At 72.0% G+C, this 13,751-nt stretch carries 12 protein-coding genes; 4 read left to right on the top strand and 8 right to left on the bottom strand.

Annotated elements, in window-relative coordinates:
• Positions 1–3 precede the first annotated feature (3 nt).
• The 3 genes from B0675_RS35330 to B0675_RS35320 all read right to left on the bottom strand — a co-directional run bounded on the left by B0675_RS35330 (position 4) and on the right by B0675_RS35320 (position 4,213).
• Positions 4–1,056 carry a CopD family protein gene (locus B0675_RS35330; RefSeq protein ID WP_081223670.1) on the bottom strand — a complete coding sequence of 351 codons (1,053 nt, stop codon included), beginning with the start codon at positions 1,054–1,056 and terminating at the stop codon, positions 4–6.
• 87 nt (positions 1,057–1,143) lie between these two features.
• On the bottom strand, positions 1,144–2,556 hold the full coding sequence (locus B0675_RS35325) for a CoA transferase (protein WP_241540080.1): 1,413 nt from the start codon (positions 2,554–2,556) through the stop codon (positions 1,144–1,146).
• A gap of 130 nt (positions 2,557–2,686) precedes the next feature.
• Positions 2,687–4,213 (bottom strand): S8 family serine peptidase, encoded by a 1,527-nt coding sequence (locus tag B0675_RS35320; RefSeq protein ID WP_081223668.1) that lies wholly within the window; start codon positions 4,211–4,213, stop codon positions 2,687–2,689.
• 391 nt (positions 4,214–4,604) lie between these two features.
• Between B0675_RS35320 and B0675_RS35315 the strand changes: the two genes are divergently transcribed.
• The 3 genes from B0675_RS35315 (at position 4,605) to moaA (ending at position 7,778) form a co-directional block, all read left to right on the top strand.
• Entirely contained in the window at positions 4,605–4,982 is a 378-nt protein-coding gene (locus tag B0675_RS35315; protein ID WP_241540079.1) for a DUF485 domain-containing protein, read from the top strand.
• Positions 4,979–6,616, top strand: a complete 1,638-nt coding sequence (locus B0675_RS35310; RefSeq protein ID WP_081223666.1) for a cation acetate symporter — start codon at positions 4,979–4,981, stop codon at positions 6,614–6,616. Before B0675_RS35315 ends, B0675_RS35310 begins: the two co-directional genes overlap by 4 nt.
• Positions 6,617–6,788: 172 nt before the next feature.
• Entirely contained in the window at positions 6,789–7,778 is a 990-nt protein-coding gene (moaA, locus tag B0675_RS35305) for a GTP 3',8-cyclase MoaA (protein ID WP_081223665.1), read from the top strand.
• A 20-nt stretch (positions 7,779–7,798) separates the two neighbouring features.
• Here moaA and B0675_RS35300 read toward each other — a convergent pair whose 3' ends face one another.
• Together B0675_RS35300 and B0675_RS35295 are read right to left on the bottom strand one after the other, a co-directional pair.
• The gene (locus tag B0675_RS35300) at positions 7,799–8,035 is read right to left on the bottom strand and encodes a hypothetical protein (RefSeq protein ID WP_081223664.1); all 237 of its coding nucleotides are present in this window, start codon (positions 8,033–8,035) and stop codon (positions 7,799–7,801) included.
• A gap of 361 nt (positions 8,036–8,396) precedes the next feature.
• Positions 8,397–8,783 (bottom strand): DUF3099 domain-containing protein, encoded by a 387-nt coding sequence (locus B0675_RS35295; RefSeq protein ID WP_081224063.1) that lies wholly within the window; start codon positions 8,781–8,783, stop codon positions 8,397–8,399.
• A gap of 242 nt (positions 8,784–9,025) precedes the next feature.
• Here B0675_RS35295 and B0675_RS35290 point away from each other — a divergent pair, with 242 nt between their 5' ends.
• Positions 9,026–9,307, top strand: coding sequence for a GlsB/YeaQ/YmgE family stress response membrane protein (locus tag B0675_RS35290; protein ID WP_081223663.1), 282 nt, complete (start codon positions 9,026–9,028; stop codon positions 9,305–9,307).
• Positions 9,308–9,394: 87 nt separating this feature from the next.
• Here the strand turns inward: B0675_RS35290 and tyrS are convergent, their stop codons facing one another.
• From tyrS to B0675_RS35275, 3 genes are read right to left on the bottom strand one after another with little or no spacing between them, the layout of a single operon-like run.
• Complete coding sequence (gene tyrS / locus B0675_RS35285; protein ID WP_081223662.1) at positions 9,395–10,663, bottom strand: tyrosine--tRNA ligase; 1,269 nt, start codon at positions 10,661–10,663, stop codon at positions 9,395–9,397.
• A 45-nt stretch (positions 10,664–10,708) separates the two neighbouring features.
• Positions 10,709–12,103 (bottom strand): metallopeptidase TldD-related protein, encoded by a 1,395-nt coding sequence (locus tag B0675_RS35280; RefSeq protein WP_081223661.1) that lies wholly within the window; start codon positions 12,101–12,103, stop codon positions 10,709–10,711.
• Positions 12,100–13,623 (bottom strand): TldD/PmbA family protein, encoded by a 1,524-nt coding sequence (locus B0675_RS35275; protein WP_081223660.1) that lies wholly within the window; start codon positions 13,621–13,623, stop codon positions 12,100–12,102. The genes B0675_RS35280 and B0675_RS35275 overlap by 4 nt, the downstream gene beginning before the upstream one ends.
• Positions 13,624–13,751: the final 128 nt, after the last annotated feature.

Here is a 13,751-nt window from a genome sequence, read left to right as displayed (position 1 = left end):
TGCTCACCAGCGGATGGGCAGCGGCAGCGCCGTCAGCAGACCGGACACCACGACGACCGCCCCCAGCACGACGACCTCCGCCCGCGCGGGGGAGCAGGCGCCGAGCGGGTCCCGCGCGCTCCGCAGCCGCAGTCGCGCGCAGAGCGCCAGCACGGCGACGGCGGCCACGAGGAGCACCTTCGCCAGCAGGGTGCGCCCGTACGCCGTCGTCGTCAGCTGGTCCATGACCGTGCCGGCCGGCATCCGGCGCAGTGAGCTCCACACGCCGGTGGCGGTGATCGCCGCGAACAGGACGGCCGCCACGCGCGCGTAGCGGCCGAGCAGCGCGGCACCGGCCGACGGGCCTTCGTCGGCCCCGGCGGGGCCGACGAAGGCCGACTCCGCCGCGCGCCAGGAGCGCAGCAGTCGCAGGACGTGCAGCAGACCGCCCGCCCACAGCGCCGCGCAGGTCACATGGACGAGTGTCAGACCGGAGCCGGTCGGCGCGGTGTGCTCCGCCGCCGGATGGGCGCGCAGCGCCTCCGCCAGCGCCACCGCGGCCAGCGGCCACACCTGGGTGCCCGGCCTGCGCGACCGGGCACAGAACCAGGCCACCGCGAACGCGTTGACCTCCAGGAGCGCCAGCCTGCCGTCGCGGCTCGCGTAGAGGCCGCCCAGGTCCAGATCGGCGAGGTGGCGGGGCAGCAGGTTGCCGGTCGCGACCACGGAGGCGAGTCCCAGTGCGGCGACGAACCCGGCGACCGCCGCGTACGCCGCCCAGCTGCACGGCGCGTCCACCCGCGGAGCACCGGGCACCCGCCGCGCCAGCCGGGCCGCGAACAGCTCTCCCACGGGGACGCAGAGCGCGGCGAACAGCACCGCGCGCAGCAGGGCGATGCCGGCGACCCCGGGCGCGGCGGCCTCTCCCGTCCCGGTCAGCGCGGTGCGCGGGCCGAGCAGCGGGATCAGGGCCGCGACGGCCACCAGCGCGAGCAGGGCGAGGGCCCTGCGGGTGGCCTGCCGCCGGGCAGCCGCCCCCGCGTCCGCCGCGTCGGCCGTCGGTCGTGTCAACGTCACCCCACGATGCTCACCAGCCGTCGCGTCCCCGGCATCTCACGTTAGTCCGTTCGACGTCGCGGAACCGGGCGCCGGGCAAACCGTCCGTCACAGCCAGCGCGGCGCGTCCGCTCCCCAAGTGCCCGGCGGCCGGGCCCAGTCGGTGGGGCCGTCGGCGAAGGCGACCGGGGGAAGGGCGTACCGCAGGTGGCCGGCGGCGCCGTCGCGGTCGGTGAGCCAGGTGTCCGGCCCCTCGTACGGGAGACCCGTGGCGGCGTTCTCCGTCCCGAGGCCGGTGTAGTCGCCGGTGCCCCGGGCGACGCCGTCCGTCAGCCACGCCGCCGTCCGGGCCAGCGCCAGGCGTACGAGACGGCCCCGGCCGTCTCCGGACCGCTCGGTCAGGGCGCGGAGCACGGCCGCCGCCAGCAGGTACCCGGTGCCGTGGTCGAGTGCCTGCGCGGGCAGGGCGCCCGGCTGCTCGGCCGACCCCTCAGTGACGGCGATCCCGGTCGCCACCTGCACCAGGCTGTCGAAACCCCGTCGCCCGGACCAGGGCCCGTAGGCGCCCCACGCCGACAACTGGGCCACGACCAGGCCGGGCCGACGCTCGGCCAGCGCCTCGGGGGCGAGCCCGAACCGGTCGAGGGCGCCCGGCCGGTACCCGGTCACGACGACGTCGGCCGTCGCGAGCAGCTCCTGGAACCGACGCCGGTCGGTCGCCAGGTCCAGGGTCGTCGAGCGTTTCCCGAAGCCGGTGTCGGCGTGTGCGTCGGCCGCCTCGGGCAGATGCGGCGCGTCCACCCGCAGCACGTCGGCACCCAGCAGCGCGAGGGTGCGGGTGGCGACCGGGCCCGCGATGACCCGGGTCAGGTCGAGCACCCGTACCCCGGCGGCGGGCAGCAGCGGCCCGGCGCCGCCGGGCGGGGCGAAAGCGCGCGCGGGCGCGGAGTCCAGCAGGCCTCGCTCGATCAGCGGCCGGGCCGCCACCGCGCGCGCCTGCGCATGGGCGGCCCACTCCTCCGGGGTGCGCAGGGCGACGGCGAGGCCACCGGCCGCGTACACCGTCTCCTCGACCTCCCGCGCGGGGCGCTCCGCGAGCACCGCGGCCACGTCCTCGGGCGTCGCGTCGACCGCCAGACCCAGGGCCGCCGTCAGTCGTGTCCGGTGATGGGGATAGTTCGCGTGCGTGCGCACCCACCCGTCCGCCGTCCGCCAGAAGCGCGACAGCGGCGCGAACGAGACCGGTGCCCGGCCGTCGACGCGCAGATGGCGTTCGCTGACGAACGCCGTGGCCACGGCGCCGTCGTCCACCGTCACGCGCGGCACCCGGGCGCGTCCGGTCCGCTCGGCCGCCGACTCGGCGGCGGCCAGCGCGCACCCGCCGACACAGGCCCGCGCCATCTCCCGTACGGGCAGCCGGGCCTCCAGTGCCCCCGCCCGCGCCACGGTGGAGACTCGGGCGAGCAGCGCGGGGTCCCCGCCCAGCTCCCGCCACACGGCGGCCATCGGTGATTGCGTCATACGGGCACTATGCGGCGTGGATCGAATCAACATGCGTAGCGGCCCCCCCCCCGACGGGCGCCGCGTGACGTGACGTGGCCCCGGCCACCGCGCAGGGCGGCGGCCGGGGCCACGGAGGCGTCGGCGGAGGCTACTTGACCGCCCGCAGGGCGTTCACGATCCCGAATCCGTAGAAGCCGTTCACGTGCTTGCCGCCCACGCAGGTCGCGTCGACGACACCGTCACCGTTCCCGTCGTACGGTTCGGCCGGGCAACCCGGGTTGTCCGCCTGGGCCTTGAGCAGGATCTGCAGCTGGGCGGGCGTCGCCCAGGGGTACTTGGACTTGAGCAGCGCGGCCACGCCGGCGACGTGCGGCGTCGCCATCGAGGTGCCCTGGAGGTAGCCGTACGTGTTGTTCGGCAGCGTCGACAGGATGCGGCCGTTCTGCGACGGGGTGTCCGGGATCTGGTACCGGTCGCCGCCCGGCGCCGCGACGTCGATGACGCCCTTGCCGTAGCTGGAGAAGTACGACTTGGCGCCCTTGACGCCGGTCGAGGCGACCGTGACGACACCCGGCAACTGGGTAGGGATGTCGTAGCACTTGTGCGGGTCGACGGTCCGCGTCGTCGGCGCCGAGTCGTCGGGGCTGGAGGCGTCGGTCAGCGCGTCCGAGTCGAGGTCGTCGTTGGAGTTGCCCGCCGCGGCGACGTTCAGCGTGCCCTTGTGCTGGGCGTACAGCTGGGCCCGGTTGACGGCGTCGACGATCGCCTTCTGGTCGGGGTCGTCGACGCAGTTGTACAGCCACGGGTCCACGTAGTAGCTGTTGTTGGTGATCTCGACGCCGTGGTCGGCGGCGAACACGAAGGCGCAGACGACGCTCTCCGGGTAGAACAGCTGCGTCGAGTCCGGCTGGGCCACGGTGATGCCGGAGACCTTCACGCCGGGCGCGACACCGGCGACACCGACGCCGTTGCGGGCCGCCGCGATCTCACCGGCGACATGCGTGCCGTGGTAGTGGTCCGCGTCCACCGGACGCCAGGAGCCGTACGTCGTGTCCGGCTTGCCGCCCACACAGTTCGCGGACTGCGAGGCGGAGAAGTTCGGTGCGATGTCCGGGTGCGTGTCGTCGACGCCGACGTCGATCACCGCGACGGTCACCTTCTTGCTGCCCGGATCGACCGCGGCCGCCTTGTCGGCGCCTATCGCGCGCAGATCCCACTGGTCGGCCTCCAGGGGCTCCTCGCCCGGCGCGGCCGTCTTCGCGACCTTGGCGGCCTCGGACGCCGACAGCACCTGCGCCGCGCCCTCGTCCGTCGTCCCCGCGGGCGTCAGGGCCGAGGTGCGGGTGGCACCGGCCGACTGCACTCCGCGCGCCGCCCGGATCCGCTGCCCGAAGTCCGGGTCGGCGGAGTGGACGACGATCACGCCGATCTGCTCGTACGCGATGACGACGCTGCCGCCGGCCGCGGTGATCGCCTGCTTCACCGACGCGATGGTGCGGTGGTCCGCCCGCGTGTTGACCACGTAGGAGAGGTTCGGCCCGTCCGCCGTCGTCGCGGCGGGCGCTGTGGCGGGAGCGGCGGACGCGACACCCGGCAGGAAGCCCAGCGAAGCGGTGAGCGACAGAACGACCGGCACGGCGAGGGCGAGACGGCGTCTGGAACGCAGATGAGCCATGGGATCTCCACATCATCCGGAAAACGGAGCTGCCCGAACACAGGTGGTGCCCGGGCAGGTACATGACGGAAATGGCGCAGGCCGAAGCTATCCTCCCGGCGCCCGGGCCAGCAATGACTTCCGGCGACGACTTCCGCGGGATGGCGACTTCCGAAAGAACGCGGGGGAGTTGAACCGGTCCACGCGTGGCGCCGTGACCTTGGGCAGGGAGCCCGTGGACGATCGAGGCCCCCCGCTGGATCACGGAACGGAGCCGCCGTCTCGCACCCCGTAACGTGATCCACGTCACTGTGAGGTCAGCCGCATGTCCGTACCCGAACCGTCCCCGTCCGCGAGCACCGGCTCGCCCCCGCCCACCGTCGCAACCGCACCCGCAACGCGAGGAGACACCGTGGCCACCGACGCACCGCCACCCGCGAACGACGCCCCTCCGCCCGCGAGGACCGGCGCCCCCCTGCCCTCCACCGAGGAGTTCATCGAGGTCCAGCAGAGCGCCGAGTTCGGTGAACTGCGCCGATCCCACCGCTCGTTCGCCTTCCCGCTGACCATCGGCTTCATCCTCTGGTACCTGCTGTACGTCCTGCTCTCGAACTACGCGGGCGACTTCATGGGCACCAAGCTGTTCGGCAACGTCAACGTCGCCCTGGTGCTCGGCCTCGCCCAGTTCCTCACCACGTTCCTCATCGCCTGGTGGTACTCGCGGCACGCGGCCGCGCAGCTCGACCCCAAGGCCGACGCCATCAAGTCCCGGATGGAGGGCGGCGCATGAGCTCCGTACAGACCAGCGTGCACACGACGGTGCTGGCCGCCGGCGAGGCCAGTGAGCACCGGCCGCTGATCATCACCCTGTTCGCGGTGTTCGTCGCCGCGACCCTCGTCATCACCGTCTGGGCGGGCCGCCAGACCAAGGACGCCGCCGACTTCTACGCGGGCGGCCGCCAGTTCACCGGCTTCCAGAACGGCCTCGCCGTCTCCGGCGACTACATGTCCGCCGCGTCCTTCCTCGGCATCGCCGGCGCCATCGCCCTCTTCGGCTACGACGGCTTCCTCTACTCCATCGGCTTCCTGGTCGCCTGGCTGGTCGCCCTGCTCCTGGTCGCCGAGCCGCTGCGCAACTCCGGCCGGTACACGATGGGCGACGTCCTCGCCTACCGCCTGCGCCAGCGCCCGGTCCGCACCGCCGCGGGCACCTCGACCATCGTCGTGTCGATCTTCTACCTGCTGGCCCAGATGGCCGGCGCCGGCGTCCTCGTCTCCCTGCTCCTCGGCATCACCAGCGACGCCGGCAAGATCGGCATCGTCGCCCTCGTCGGCGTCCTGATGATCGTGTACGTCACCATCGGCGGCATGAAGGGCACCACCTGGGTCCAGATGGTCAAGGCCGTCCTGCTGATCGTCGGCGCCCTGCTGCTCACCTTCCTGGTGCTGCTGAAGTTCAACTTCAACATCTCCGACCTGCTCGGCAAGGCGGCCGAGAACAGCGGCAAGGGATCGCCGTTCCTGGAGCCCGGCCTCAAGTACGGCGCCACCTCCACCACCAAGCTGGACTTCATCTCGCTCGGCATGGCGCTCGTCCTCGGCACCGCGGGCCTCCCGCACATCCTGATCCGCTTCTACACCGTGCCGACCGCCAAGACCGCCCGGAAGTCCGTCAACTGGGCCATCGGCCTCATCGGCGCCTTCTACCTGATGACCCTCGCCCTCGGCTTCGGCGCCGCCGCGCTGATCAAACCGGACGAGATCATCGCCTCCAACAAGGCGGGCAACACGGCGGCACCGCTGCTCGCCCTGCATCTGGGCGGCGTCGACTCCAACTGGGGCGCGATCCTCCTCGCCACCATCTCCGCCGTCGCCTTCGCCACCATCCTCGCGGTCGTCGCGGGACTGACCCTGGCCTCGTCCTCGTCGTTCGCGCACGACATCTACGCGAACGTCATCAAGCGGGGCCAGGCCACGGAGAAGCAGGAGATGCGGGCCGCCCGCTACGCCACCGTCGGCATCGGCGCCGTCTCGATCCTCCTCGGCGCCCTCGCCCGCGACCTCAACGTCGCAGGCCTGGTCGCCCTCGCCTTCGCGGTCGCCGCCTCGGCCAACCTGCCCACGATCCTCTACAGCCTGTTCTGGAAGAGGTTCACCACCCAGGGCGCGCTCTGGTCGATCTACGGCGGTCTGGCCACCGCGGTCGGCCTCGTCCTGTTCTCCCCGGTGGTCTCGGGCAAGCCCACGTCGATGTTCCCGGACGTCGACTTCCACTGGTTCCCGCTGGAGAATCCGGGCCTCATCTCGATCCCGGTCGGCTTCCTGCTGGGCTGGCTCGGCACCCTGCTGTCGAAGGAGGAGCCCGACGCCGGCAAGTACGCCGAGCTGGAGGTCCGCTCCCTGACGGGCACCGGAGCGCACTGAGGCACCGGCATCGCGCGGGCCCGTCGCAGGCCGCTGGTGGATCACCACTAGTAGATCCCTACGACGGGCCCGCGCCGCGTCTCGTGGGATCGGGCCGCTGTCCTTGTCGGCCGCGTCACGTAGGCTCGCAGATGACCGGAAAACGTGATCAGCATCGAGGGAGGGGGCCCACGTGCTCATCGACACCTTCGGCCGAGTAGCCACCGACCTGCGGGTTTCCCTGACAGACCGGTGCAACCTCCGCTGCACCTACTGCATGCCCGAAGAGGGCCTGCAGTGGCTCGCCAAGCCCGATCTGCTCACGGACGACGAGATCGTCCGGCTGATCGACATCGCGGTCACCCACCTCGGCATCGAGGAGGTCCGCTTCACCGGCGGTGAGCCGCTGCTGCGCCCCGGCCTCGTCGGCATCGTCGAGCGCGTCGCGGCCCTCGCCCCGCGCCCCCAGATGTCACTGACGACCAACGGCATCGGCCTCAAGCGCACCGCCACGGCCCTGAAGGCCGCGGGCCTGGACCGGGTGAACGTATCGCTGGACACCCTCCGGCCCGACGTCTTCAAGACCCTCACCCGGCGCGACCGGCACAAGGACGTCATCGACGGTCTCGAGGCCGCCCACACCGCCGGCCTGACCCCGGTGAAGATCAACTCGGTGCTGATGCCCGGCCTGAACGCCGACGAGGCCCCTGACCTCCTCGCCTGGGCCGTCGCCCACGACTACGAACTCCGCTTCATCGAACAGATGCCGCTGGACGCCCAGCACGGCTGGAAGCGCGAGGGCATGGTCACGGCGGGCGACATCCTCGCCTCGCTGCGCACCCGCTTCGAGCTCACCGAGGAGGGTGACGGCGAGCGGGGTTCCGCACCCGCCGAGCGCTGGACCGTCGACGGCGGCCCGCACCGGGTCGGGGTCATCGCCTCGGTGACCCGCCCCTTCTGCGCGGCCTGCGACCGTACGCGTCTCACCGCCGACGGACAGGTGCGCACCTGCCTCTTCGCCACCGAGGAGACCGACCTGCGGGCGGCGCTTCGCTCGGACGCCCCCGACGAGGAGATCGCCCGGATCTGGCGGGTCGCCATGTGGGGCAAGAAGGCGGGAGCGGGTCTGGACGACCCGTCGTTCGTGCAGCCCGACCGTCCGATGTCGGCGATCGGCGGCTGACGCTCTCGCGGGGCGCCCGATCAGGCCTCCGGGGACTCCCACTCCTCCAGCCGCACCACGTCCTTCAGGAACCCGCGGATGCCGAGGAACTGGGACAGGTGTTCGCGGTGTTCGTCGCACGCGAGCCACGTCTTGCGGCGCTCGGGCGTGTGCAGCTTCGGGTTGTTCCACGCGAGCACCCACACGGCGTCCGCGCGGCAGGCCTTGGCCGAGCAGACGGGAGAGGCGGGGTCGGAGCCGGGCACGTTCAGGATCACCCTGCCGACCCTAGCCGAGGCCTCACTTCACGTGTTCCGCGCGGTCGGCCGGCGTCCCCGGAGGAGGTCCTCGACGGGGTCTGCGGCACCCCCGCAAAGGCGACGCCGAGCAGCCACGGGGGGAGCTGCCCGGCGTCGGTCCGTCGCTCCGACGGGGGATGCGGAGCGCGTACGAAGTATGTCACGGCCGACCCGCCGCCCGGCACCTGAACAACATGATTGATCTGAGGTTTTCTTGAGCTTGGCGCGTGGCCGGATTCCGTTTCCGGAGCGGCCTCCGGGGCCGTTTGCGGGCGCGTGACCGGGCCTCTTCGGAACCGTTCCGGAGACGCCTCCGGCGCTCCCGCGGACCCGCCGGGCGTCAGCTCCGATCGTGCGGCTCGGGCCGCAGCGGCATCCCCGGATCGGCGGTGACGTCGTCCGCGAACGGTGCCGCGGGACCGTCCTGACGCGGCGGCGCGATCATCGGCCGCGAGGGCGCGGCGACGAACGTCGAGGGGAGCCCCGGGGCGTTCTCGCGGCCCGCGTTGGCGATGACGACGGCCACGTAGGGGAGGAGGATGCCGAGCACCAGTGCGGCGATCGCCACGTATCGCTCGACGTTCCACAGGGTCGCCCCGAGGATCACCGCGACCGTACGGACGGACATGGAGATGATGTAGCGGCGCTGCCGGCCGCGGACGTCCTCGTCCAGTCCCTGCCGTGCTCCGGTGATCCGGAAGACCTGGACCTCGCTCTGCTTCCTGATCACACTCCACCACCCGTCTGTCTCGGACGCTCCCCGGCCCGTACCCGGTACGAACCCGTCGAGAGCGGGCCCGGACCGTCCCCACGGTACGCCGCGGCTGCGCCGCCTTCGAGACCGGGGCAGGTCCGCGGCGGGTGGATCGGATGCGCCGTACCGCGTATGGCTCCGCCCGACATGCGGCGTATGACCGCCACCACGACACTGGCGGTACTGCTCACGGAGAGCCGTACTAGGAGGCAGACATGGGCTGGTTGTGGGCGATCATCGTCGGGTTCGTGCTGGGCCTGATCGCCAAGGCGATCATTCCGGGCAAGCAGCACAGCCCGCTCTGGCTGACCACGATCTTCGGCATCCTCGGCGCCATCGTCGGCAACGCCATCGCGCGGGGCATCGGCATCGCCGAGACCCGGGGCATCGACTGGGGCCGCCACGCGCTGCAGCTCGCCGCCGCGATCGTCATCGTCTTCCTCGGCGACATGCTCTACATGGCGGTGCGGGGCAACAAGGTGAACACGACCCGGTGAAACCCGCCCGGTGAACGACGACGAAGGGGCGGCCCCCGACCGGGGGCCGCCCCTTCGCCGTACGTCACATCGCCCGGGGCCGATGCCTCAGGCGCCGGTGACCTCGACCGCGGCCAGGCTCTTCTTGCCCCGGCGCAGCACCAGCCACCGTCCGTGCAGCAGGTCCTCCTCGGCGGGGACCGCGTCCTCGGCGGCGACCTTCACGTTGTTCACGTAGGCACCGCCCTCCTTCACCGTCCGGCGGGCGGCCGACTTGCTGGCCACCAGACCGACCTCGGCGAAGAGGTCCACGACGAGACCCGGCTCGGCGACCCGGATGTGCGGCACCTCGGAGAGCGCCGCGCTCAGCGTCCGCTCGTCGAGCCCGGCGAGCTCGCCCTGTCCGAAGAGCGCCTTCGACGCGGCGATCACGGCGGCCGTCTGGTCGGCACCGTGCACCAGCGTCGTCAGTTCCTCGGCCAGCGCCCGCTGCGCGGCCCGCGCCTGCGGCCGCTCCTCCGTCTGCCGCTCCAGCTCCTCCAGCTCCTCACGGGACCGGAAGGACAGGATGCGCAGGTACGTCGAGACGTCCCGGTCGTCCACGTTCAGCCAGAACTGGTAGAAGGCGTACGGCGTCGTCATCTCGGGGTCGAGCCAGATGGCGCCGCCCTCGGTCTTGCCGAACTTGGTGCCGTCCGCCTTCGTCATCAGCGGCGTCGCCAGCGCGTGCACATGGGCCCCCGGCTCCAGCCGGTGGATCAGGTCCAGGCCCGCCGTGAGGTTGCCCCACTGGTCGCTGCCGCCCTGCTGGAGCGTGCAGCCGTACCGGCGGTACAGCTCGAGGAAGTCCATGCCCTGGAGCAGCTGGTAGCTGAACTCCGTGTAGCTGATGCCCTCCTCGGACTCCAGCCGGCGGGCGACCGAGTCCTTGGTGAGCATCTTGTTGACACGGAAGTGCTTGCCGATGTCCCGCAGGAACTCGATGGCCGACAGACCGGCCGTCCAGTCCAGGTTGTTCACCATGACCGCGGCGTTCTCGCCCTCGAAGGACAGGAACGGCTCGATCTGCGACCGCAGGCGCGTCACCCAGTTAGCTACCGTCTCCGGGTCGTTCAGCGTGCGCTCCGCCGTCGGCCGCGGGTCGCCGATCTGTCCCGTCGCCCCGCCGACCAGTGCGAGGGGGCGCAGGCCCGCCTGCTGGAGCCGGCGCATCGTGAGCACCTGCACCAGGTGGCCGACGTGCAGGCTCGCCGCGGTCGGGTCGAAGCCGCAATAGAACGTGACGGGACCGTCCGCGAGCGCCTTGCGCAAAGCATCTTCGTCGGTGGACAGGGAGAACAGCCCCCGCCACTTCAGCTCGTCGACGATGTCCGTCACGATTCTCGTATCTCCTTGGGGTGGTCTCGTGGATCAGGTACGAGGTTATACGCCCTGGCTGACGGAACTCATATTGAAGTCCGGCACCCGCAGCGCGGGCATCGCAGCCCTGGTGAACCAGTCGCTCCATTCGCGCGGCAGCGTCTTTTCCGTCCGCCCCGCCTCGGTGGCCCGACCGAGCAGGCCCACCGGCGACTCGTTGAAGCGGAAGTTGTTCACCGCGCCGACGACCTGGCCCTTCTCGACCAGGTAGACGCCGTCCCGGGTGAGCCCGGTCAGCAGCAGCGTCGCCGGGTCGACCTCACGGATGTACCAGAGGCAGGTGAGCAGCAGACCGCGCTCGGTGGCGGCGACCATGTCCTCCAGCGACCGGTCCTCGCCGCCGTCCAGGACGAGGTTCCCGATCGACGGCGTCACCGGCAGCCCGGTCAGCTCCGCGCTGTGCCGGGTGGTGGACAGGTGCCGCAGCTCGCCCTCCCGGATCCAGTCGGTCGCCGTCAGCGGCAGCCCGTTGTCGAACACGGAGGCGTCGTCGCCCGAGGAGTGCGCCAGCACGAACGGCGCGGACTCCAGGCCCGGTTCGTTCGGGTCGCTGCGCAGGGTCAGCGGCAGCTCGGTGAGCCGCTCGCCGATGCGGGTGCCACCGCCCGGCTTGCTGAAGACCGTCCGGCCCTCGGCGGCGTCCCGGGCGGCCGCCGACCACATCTGGTAGATCATCAGGTCCGCGACGGCGGTCGGCGGCAGCAGCGTCTCGTAGCGCCCGGCGGGCAGGTCGACACGCCGCTCCGCCCAGCCGAGCCGTACCGCCAGCTCCGCGTCCAGCGCGGCCGGATCGACGTCCTTGAAGTCCCGCGTCGAGCGCCCCGCCCACGCCGAACGCGTCCGGTCCGGGGACTTGGCGTTCAGCTCCAGCGTCCCGTTCGGCTGGTCGTGCCGCAGGCGCAGCCCGGTCGACGTGCCGACGTAACTGGTGACGAGCTCGTGGTTGGCGAAGCCGTACAGCTCGCGGCCGCCCGCCCGCGCGCGGGCGAACGACTCGCCCAGCGCCGGCGCGAAGTCGGCGAACACCGCCGACGAGGTCTCGGCCGGCGCGTCCGTGAAGTCGGGGGACTCGGCCACGCCCGTCACGAGCGGCCGGCCGTCCTCGGCGGGACCGGCACCCCGTGCCGCCGCCTCGGCCGCCCGCACCAGCGGCTCCAGCTCGTCGGCGGTCACCGCCGAACGCGAGACGACGCCCGACGCGGTGCCCTCGCGGCCGTCGACGGTGGCGATCACCGTGAGCGTGCGCCCGCGGGTGACCCCGTTGGTGGTCAGGGCGTTGCCCGCCCAGCGCAGGTTGGCGGAGGACTCCTCGTCGGCGATCACCACACAGCCGTCGGCCCGGGACAGTTCGAGGGCGCGCTCGACGACCTCGTGCGGCTTGTTGGTACGGGCGCTCATCGACCGGCCTCCTGCGTCGTGTTCAGAATGTTGACGCCCTTGAAGAGGGCGGAGGGGCAGCCGTGCGAGACCGCGGCGACCTGGCCCGGCTGGGCCTTGCCGCAGTTGAAGGCACCCCCCAGGACGTAGGTCTGCGGACCGCCCACCGCCGCCATCGAACCCCAGAAGTCGGTGGTCGTGGCCTGGTACGCGACATCGCGGAGCTGGCCCGCGATCCGGCCGTTCTCGATGCGGAAGAAGCGCTGCCCGGTGAACTGGAAGTTGTAGCGCTGCATGTCGATGGACCAGGAGCGGTCGCCCACGACGTAGATACCGCGGTCGACACCCCCGATCAGGTCCTCCGTCGACAGGCCGCCCGGGTCCGGCTGGAGCGACACGTTCGCCATGCGCTGCACCGGCACGTGCCCGGGGGAGTCGGCGTAGGCGCAGCCGTTGGAGCGGTCGAAGCCGGTCAGCTTCGCGATGCGCCGGTCCAGCTGGTACCCGACGAGCGTGCCGTCCTTGACGAGGTCCCAGGACTGGCCGGCGACCCCCTCGTCGTCGTACCCGACGGTCGCGAGGCCGTGCTCGGCGGTGCGGTCACCGGTGACGTTCATCAGCTCCGAGCCGTACCGCAGCTTGCCGAGCTGGTCGAAGGTGGCGAACGACGTTCCCGCGTACGCCGCCTCGTAGCCGAGCGCACGGTCCAGCTCGGTGGCGTGCCCGATGGACTCGTGGATCGTCAGCCACAGGTTGGACGGGTCGACGACCAGGTCGTACACCCCCGCCTCGACGCTCGGCGCGCGCATCTTCTCGGCGAGCAGCGCGGGGATGCTCTCCAGTTCGGCGTCCCAGTCCCAGCCGGTGCCGCGCAGGTACTCCCAGCCGCGTCCGACCGGAGGCGCGATCGTCCGCATCGAGTCGAACTCGCCGCTCGACTCGTCCACCGCGACCGCGGTGAGCTGCGGATGCAGCCGCACCCGCTGCTGCGTGGTCACGGTGCCCGCGGTGTCCGCGTAGAACTTGTTCTCGTGCACGGACATCAGCGACGCGTCGACGTGGTTGACGCCGTCGGCCGCCAGCAGCCGCGCGCTCCAGTCGGCGAGCAGTCCCGCCTTCTCCTCGTCCGGCACCGAGAACGGATCGATCTCGTACGAGGAGATCCACGTCCGGTCGGCGTGCACCGGCTCGTCCGCCAGCTCGACCCGCTCGTCGGAACCGGCCGCCCTGATCACCTGGGCGGACAGCTTCGCCATCGCCACGGCCTGCGAGGCGACCTTCGCCGCCGCGTCCATCGTCAGATCGACGCCCGACGCGAACCCCCAGGTCCCGCCGTGCACCACGCGCACCGCGTAGCCCAGGTCCGTGGTGTCCGACGACCCGGCCGGCTTGGCGTCGCGCAACCGCAGGGTCGCGCTGCGCACCCGCTCGAACCGGAAGTCCGCGTGCGCCGCGCCGAGCGCCCGCGCCCGCGCGAGCGCGGCGTCCGCGAGGGCGCGCAGCGGCAGCGCCGTGAACGCTTCGTCGATGGAATGAGGCACCGAGGTCTCCCTGCTGTCGTGGCCTGTCGGGTCCGATCATGTCGCGCGGGACGGCTCCGGGGCCACGTCTTTCGGTTGACCGGGCGCTTTTTCGGCCGGGCCTGCCCGGCTTTCTGTAGGGACCCGAC

The organism is Streptomyces sp. M41(2017) (assembly GCF_002078175.1).
Classification (GTDB): domain Bacteria; phylum Actinomycetota; class Actinomycetes; order Streptomycetales; family Streptomycetaceae; genus Streptomyces.
Note: the sequence above shows the minus strand (reverse complement) of the source record. Positions and strands in the feature narration are given on the sequence as shown.

What these genes read in the sequence shown, in the direction of transcription:
- B0675_RS35325 (WP_241540080.1), bottom strand. Translation starts at nt 2,556, where the DNA reads ATGACGCAATCACCGATGGCCGCCGTGTGGCGGGAGCTGGGCGGGGAC.
- B0675_RS35320 (WP_081223668.1), bottom strand. Translation starts at nt 4,213, where the DNA reads ATGGCTCATCTGCGTTCCAGACGCCGTCTCGCCCTCGCCGTGCCGGTC.
- B0675_RS35310 (WP_081223666.1), top strand. Translation starts at nt 4,979, where the DNA reads ATGAGCTCCGTACAGACCAGCGTGCACACGACGGTGCTGGCCGCCGGC.
- B0675_RS35290 (WP_081223663.1), top strand. Translation starts at nt 9,026, where the DNA reads ATGGGCTGGTTGTGGGCGATCATCGTCGGGTTCGTGCTGGGCCTGATC.
- B0675_RS35280 (WP_081223661.1), bottom strand. Translation starts at nt 12,103, where the DNA reads ATGAGCGCCCGTACCAACAAGCCGCACGAGGTCGTCGAGCGCGCCCTC.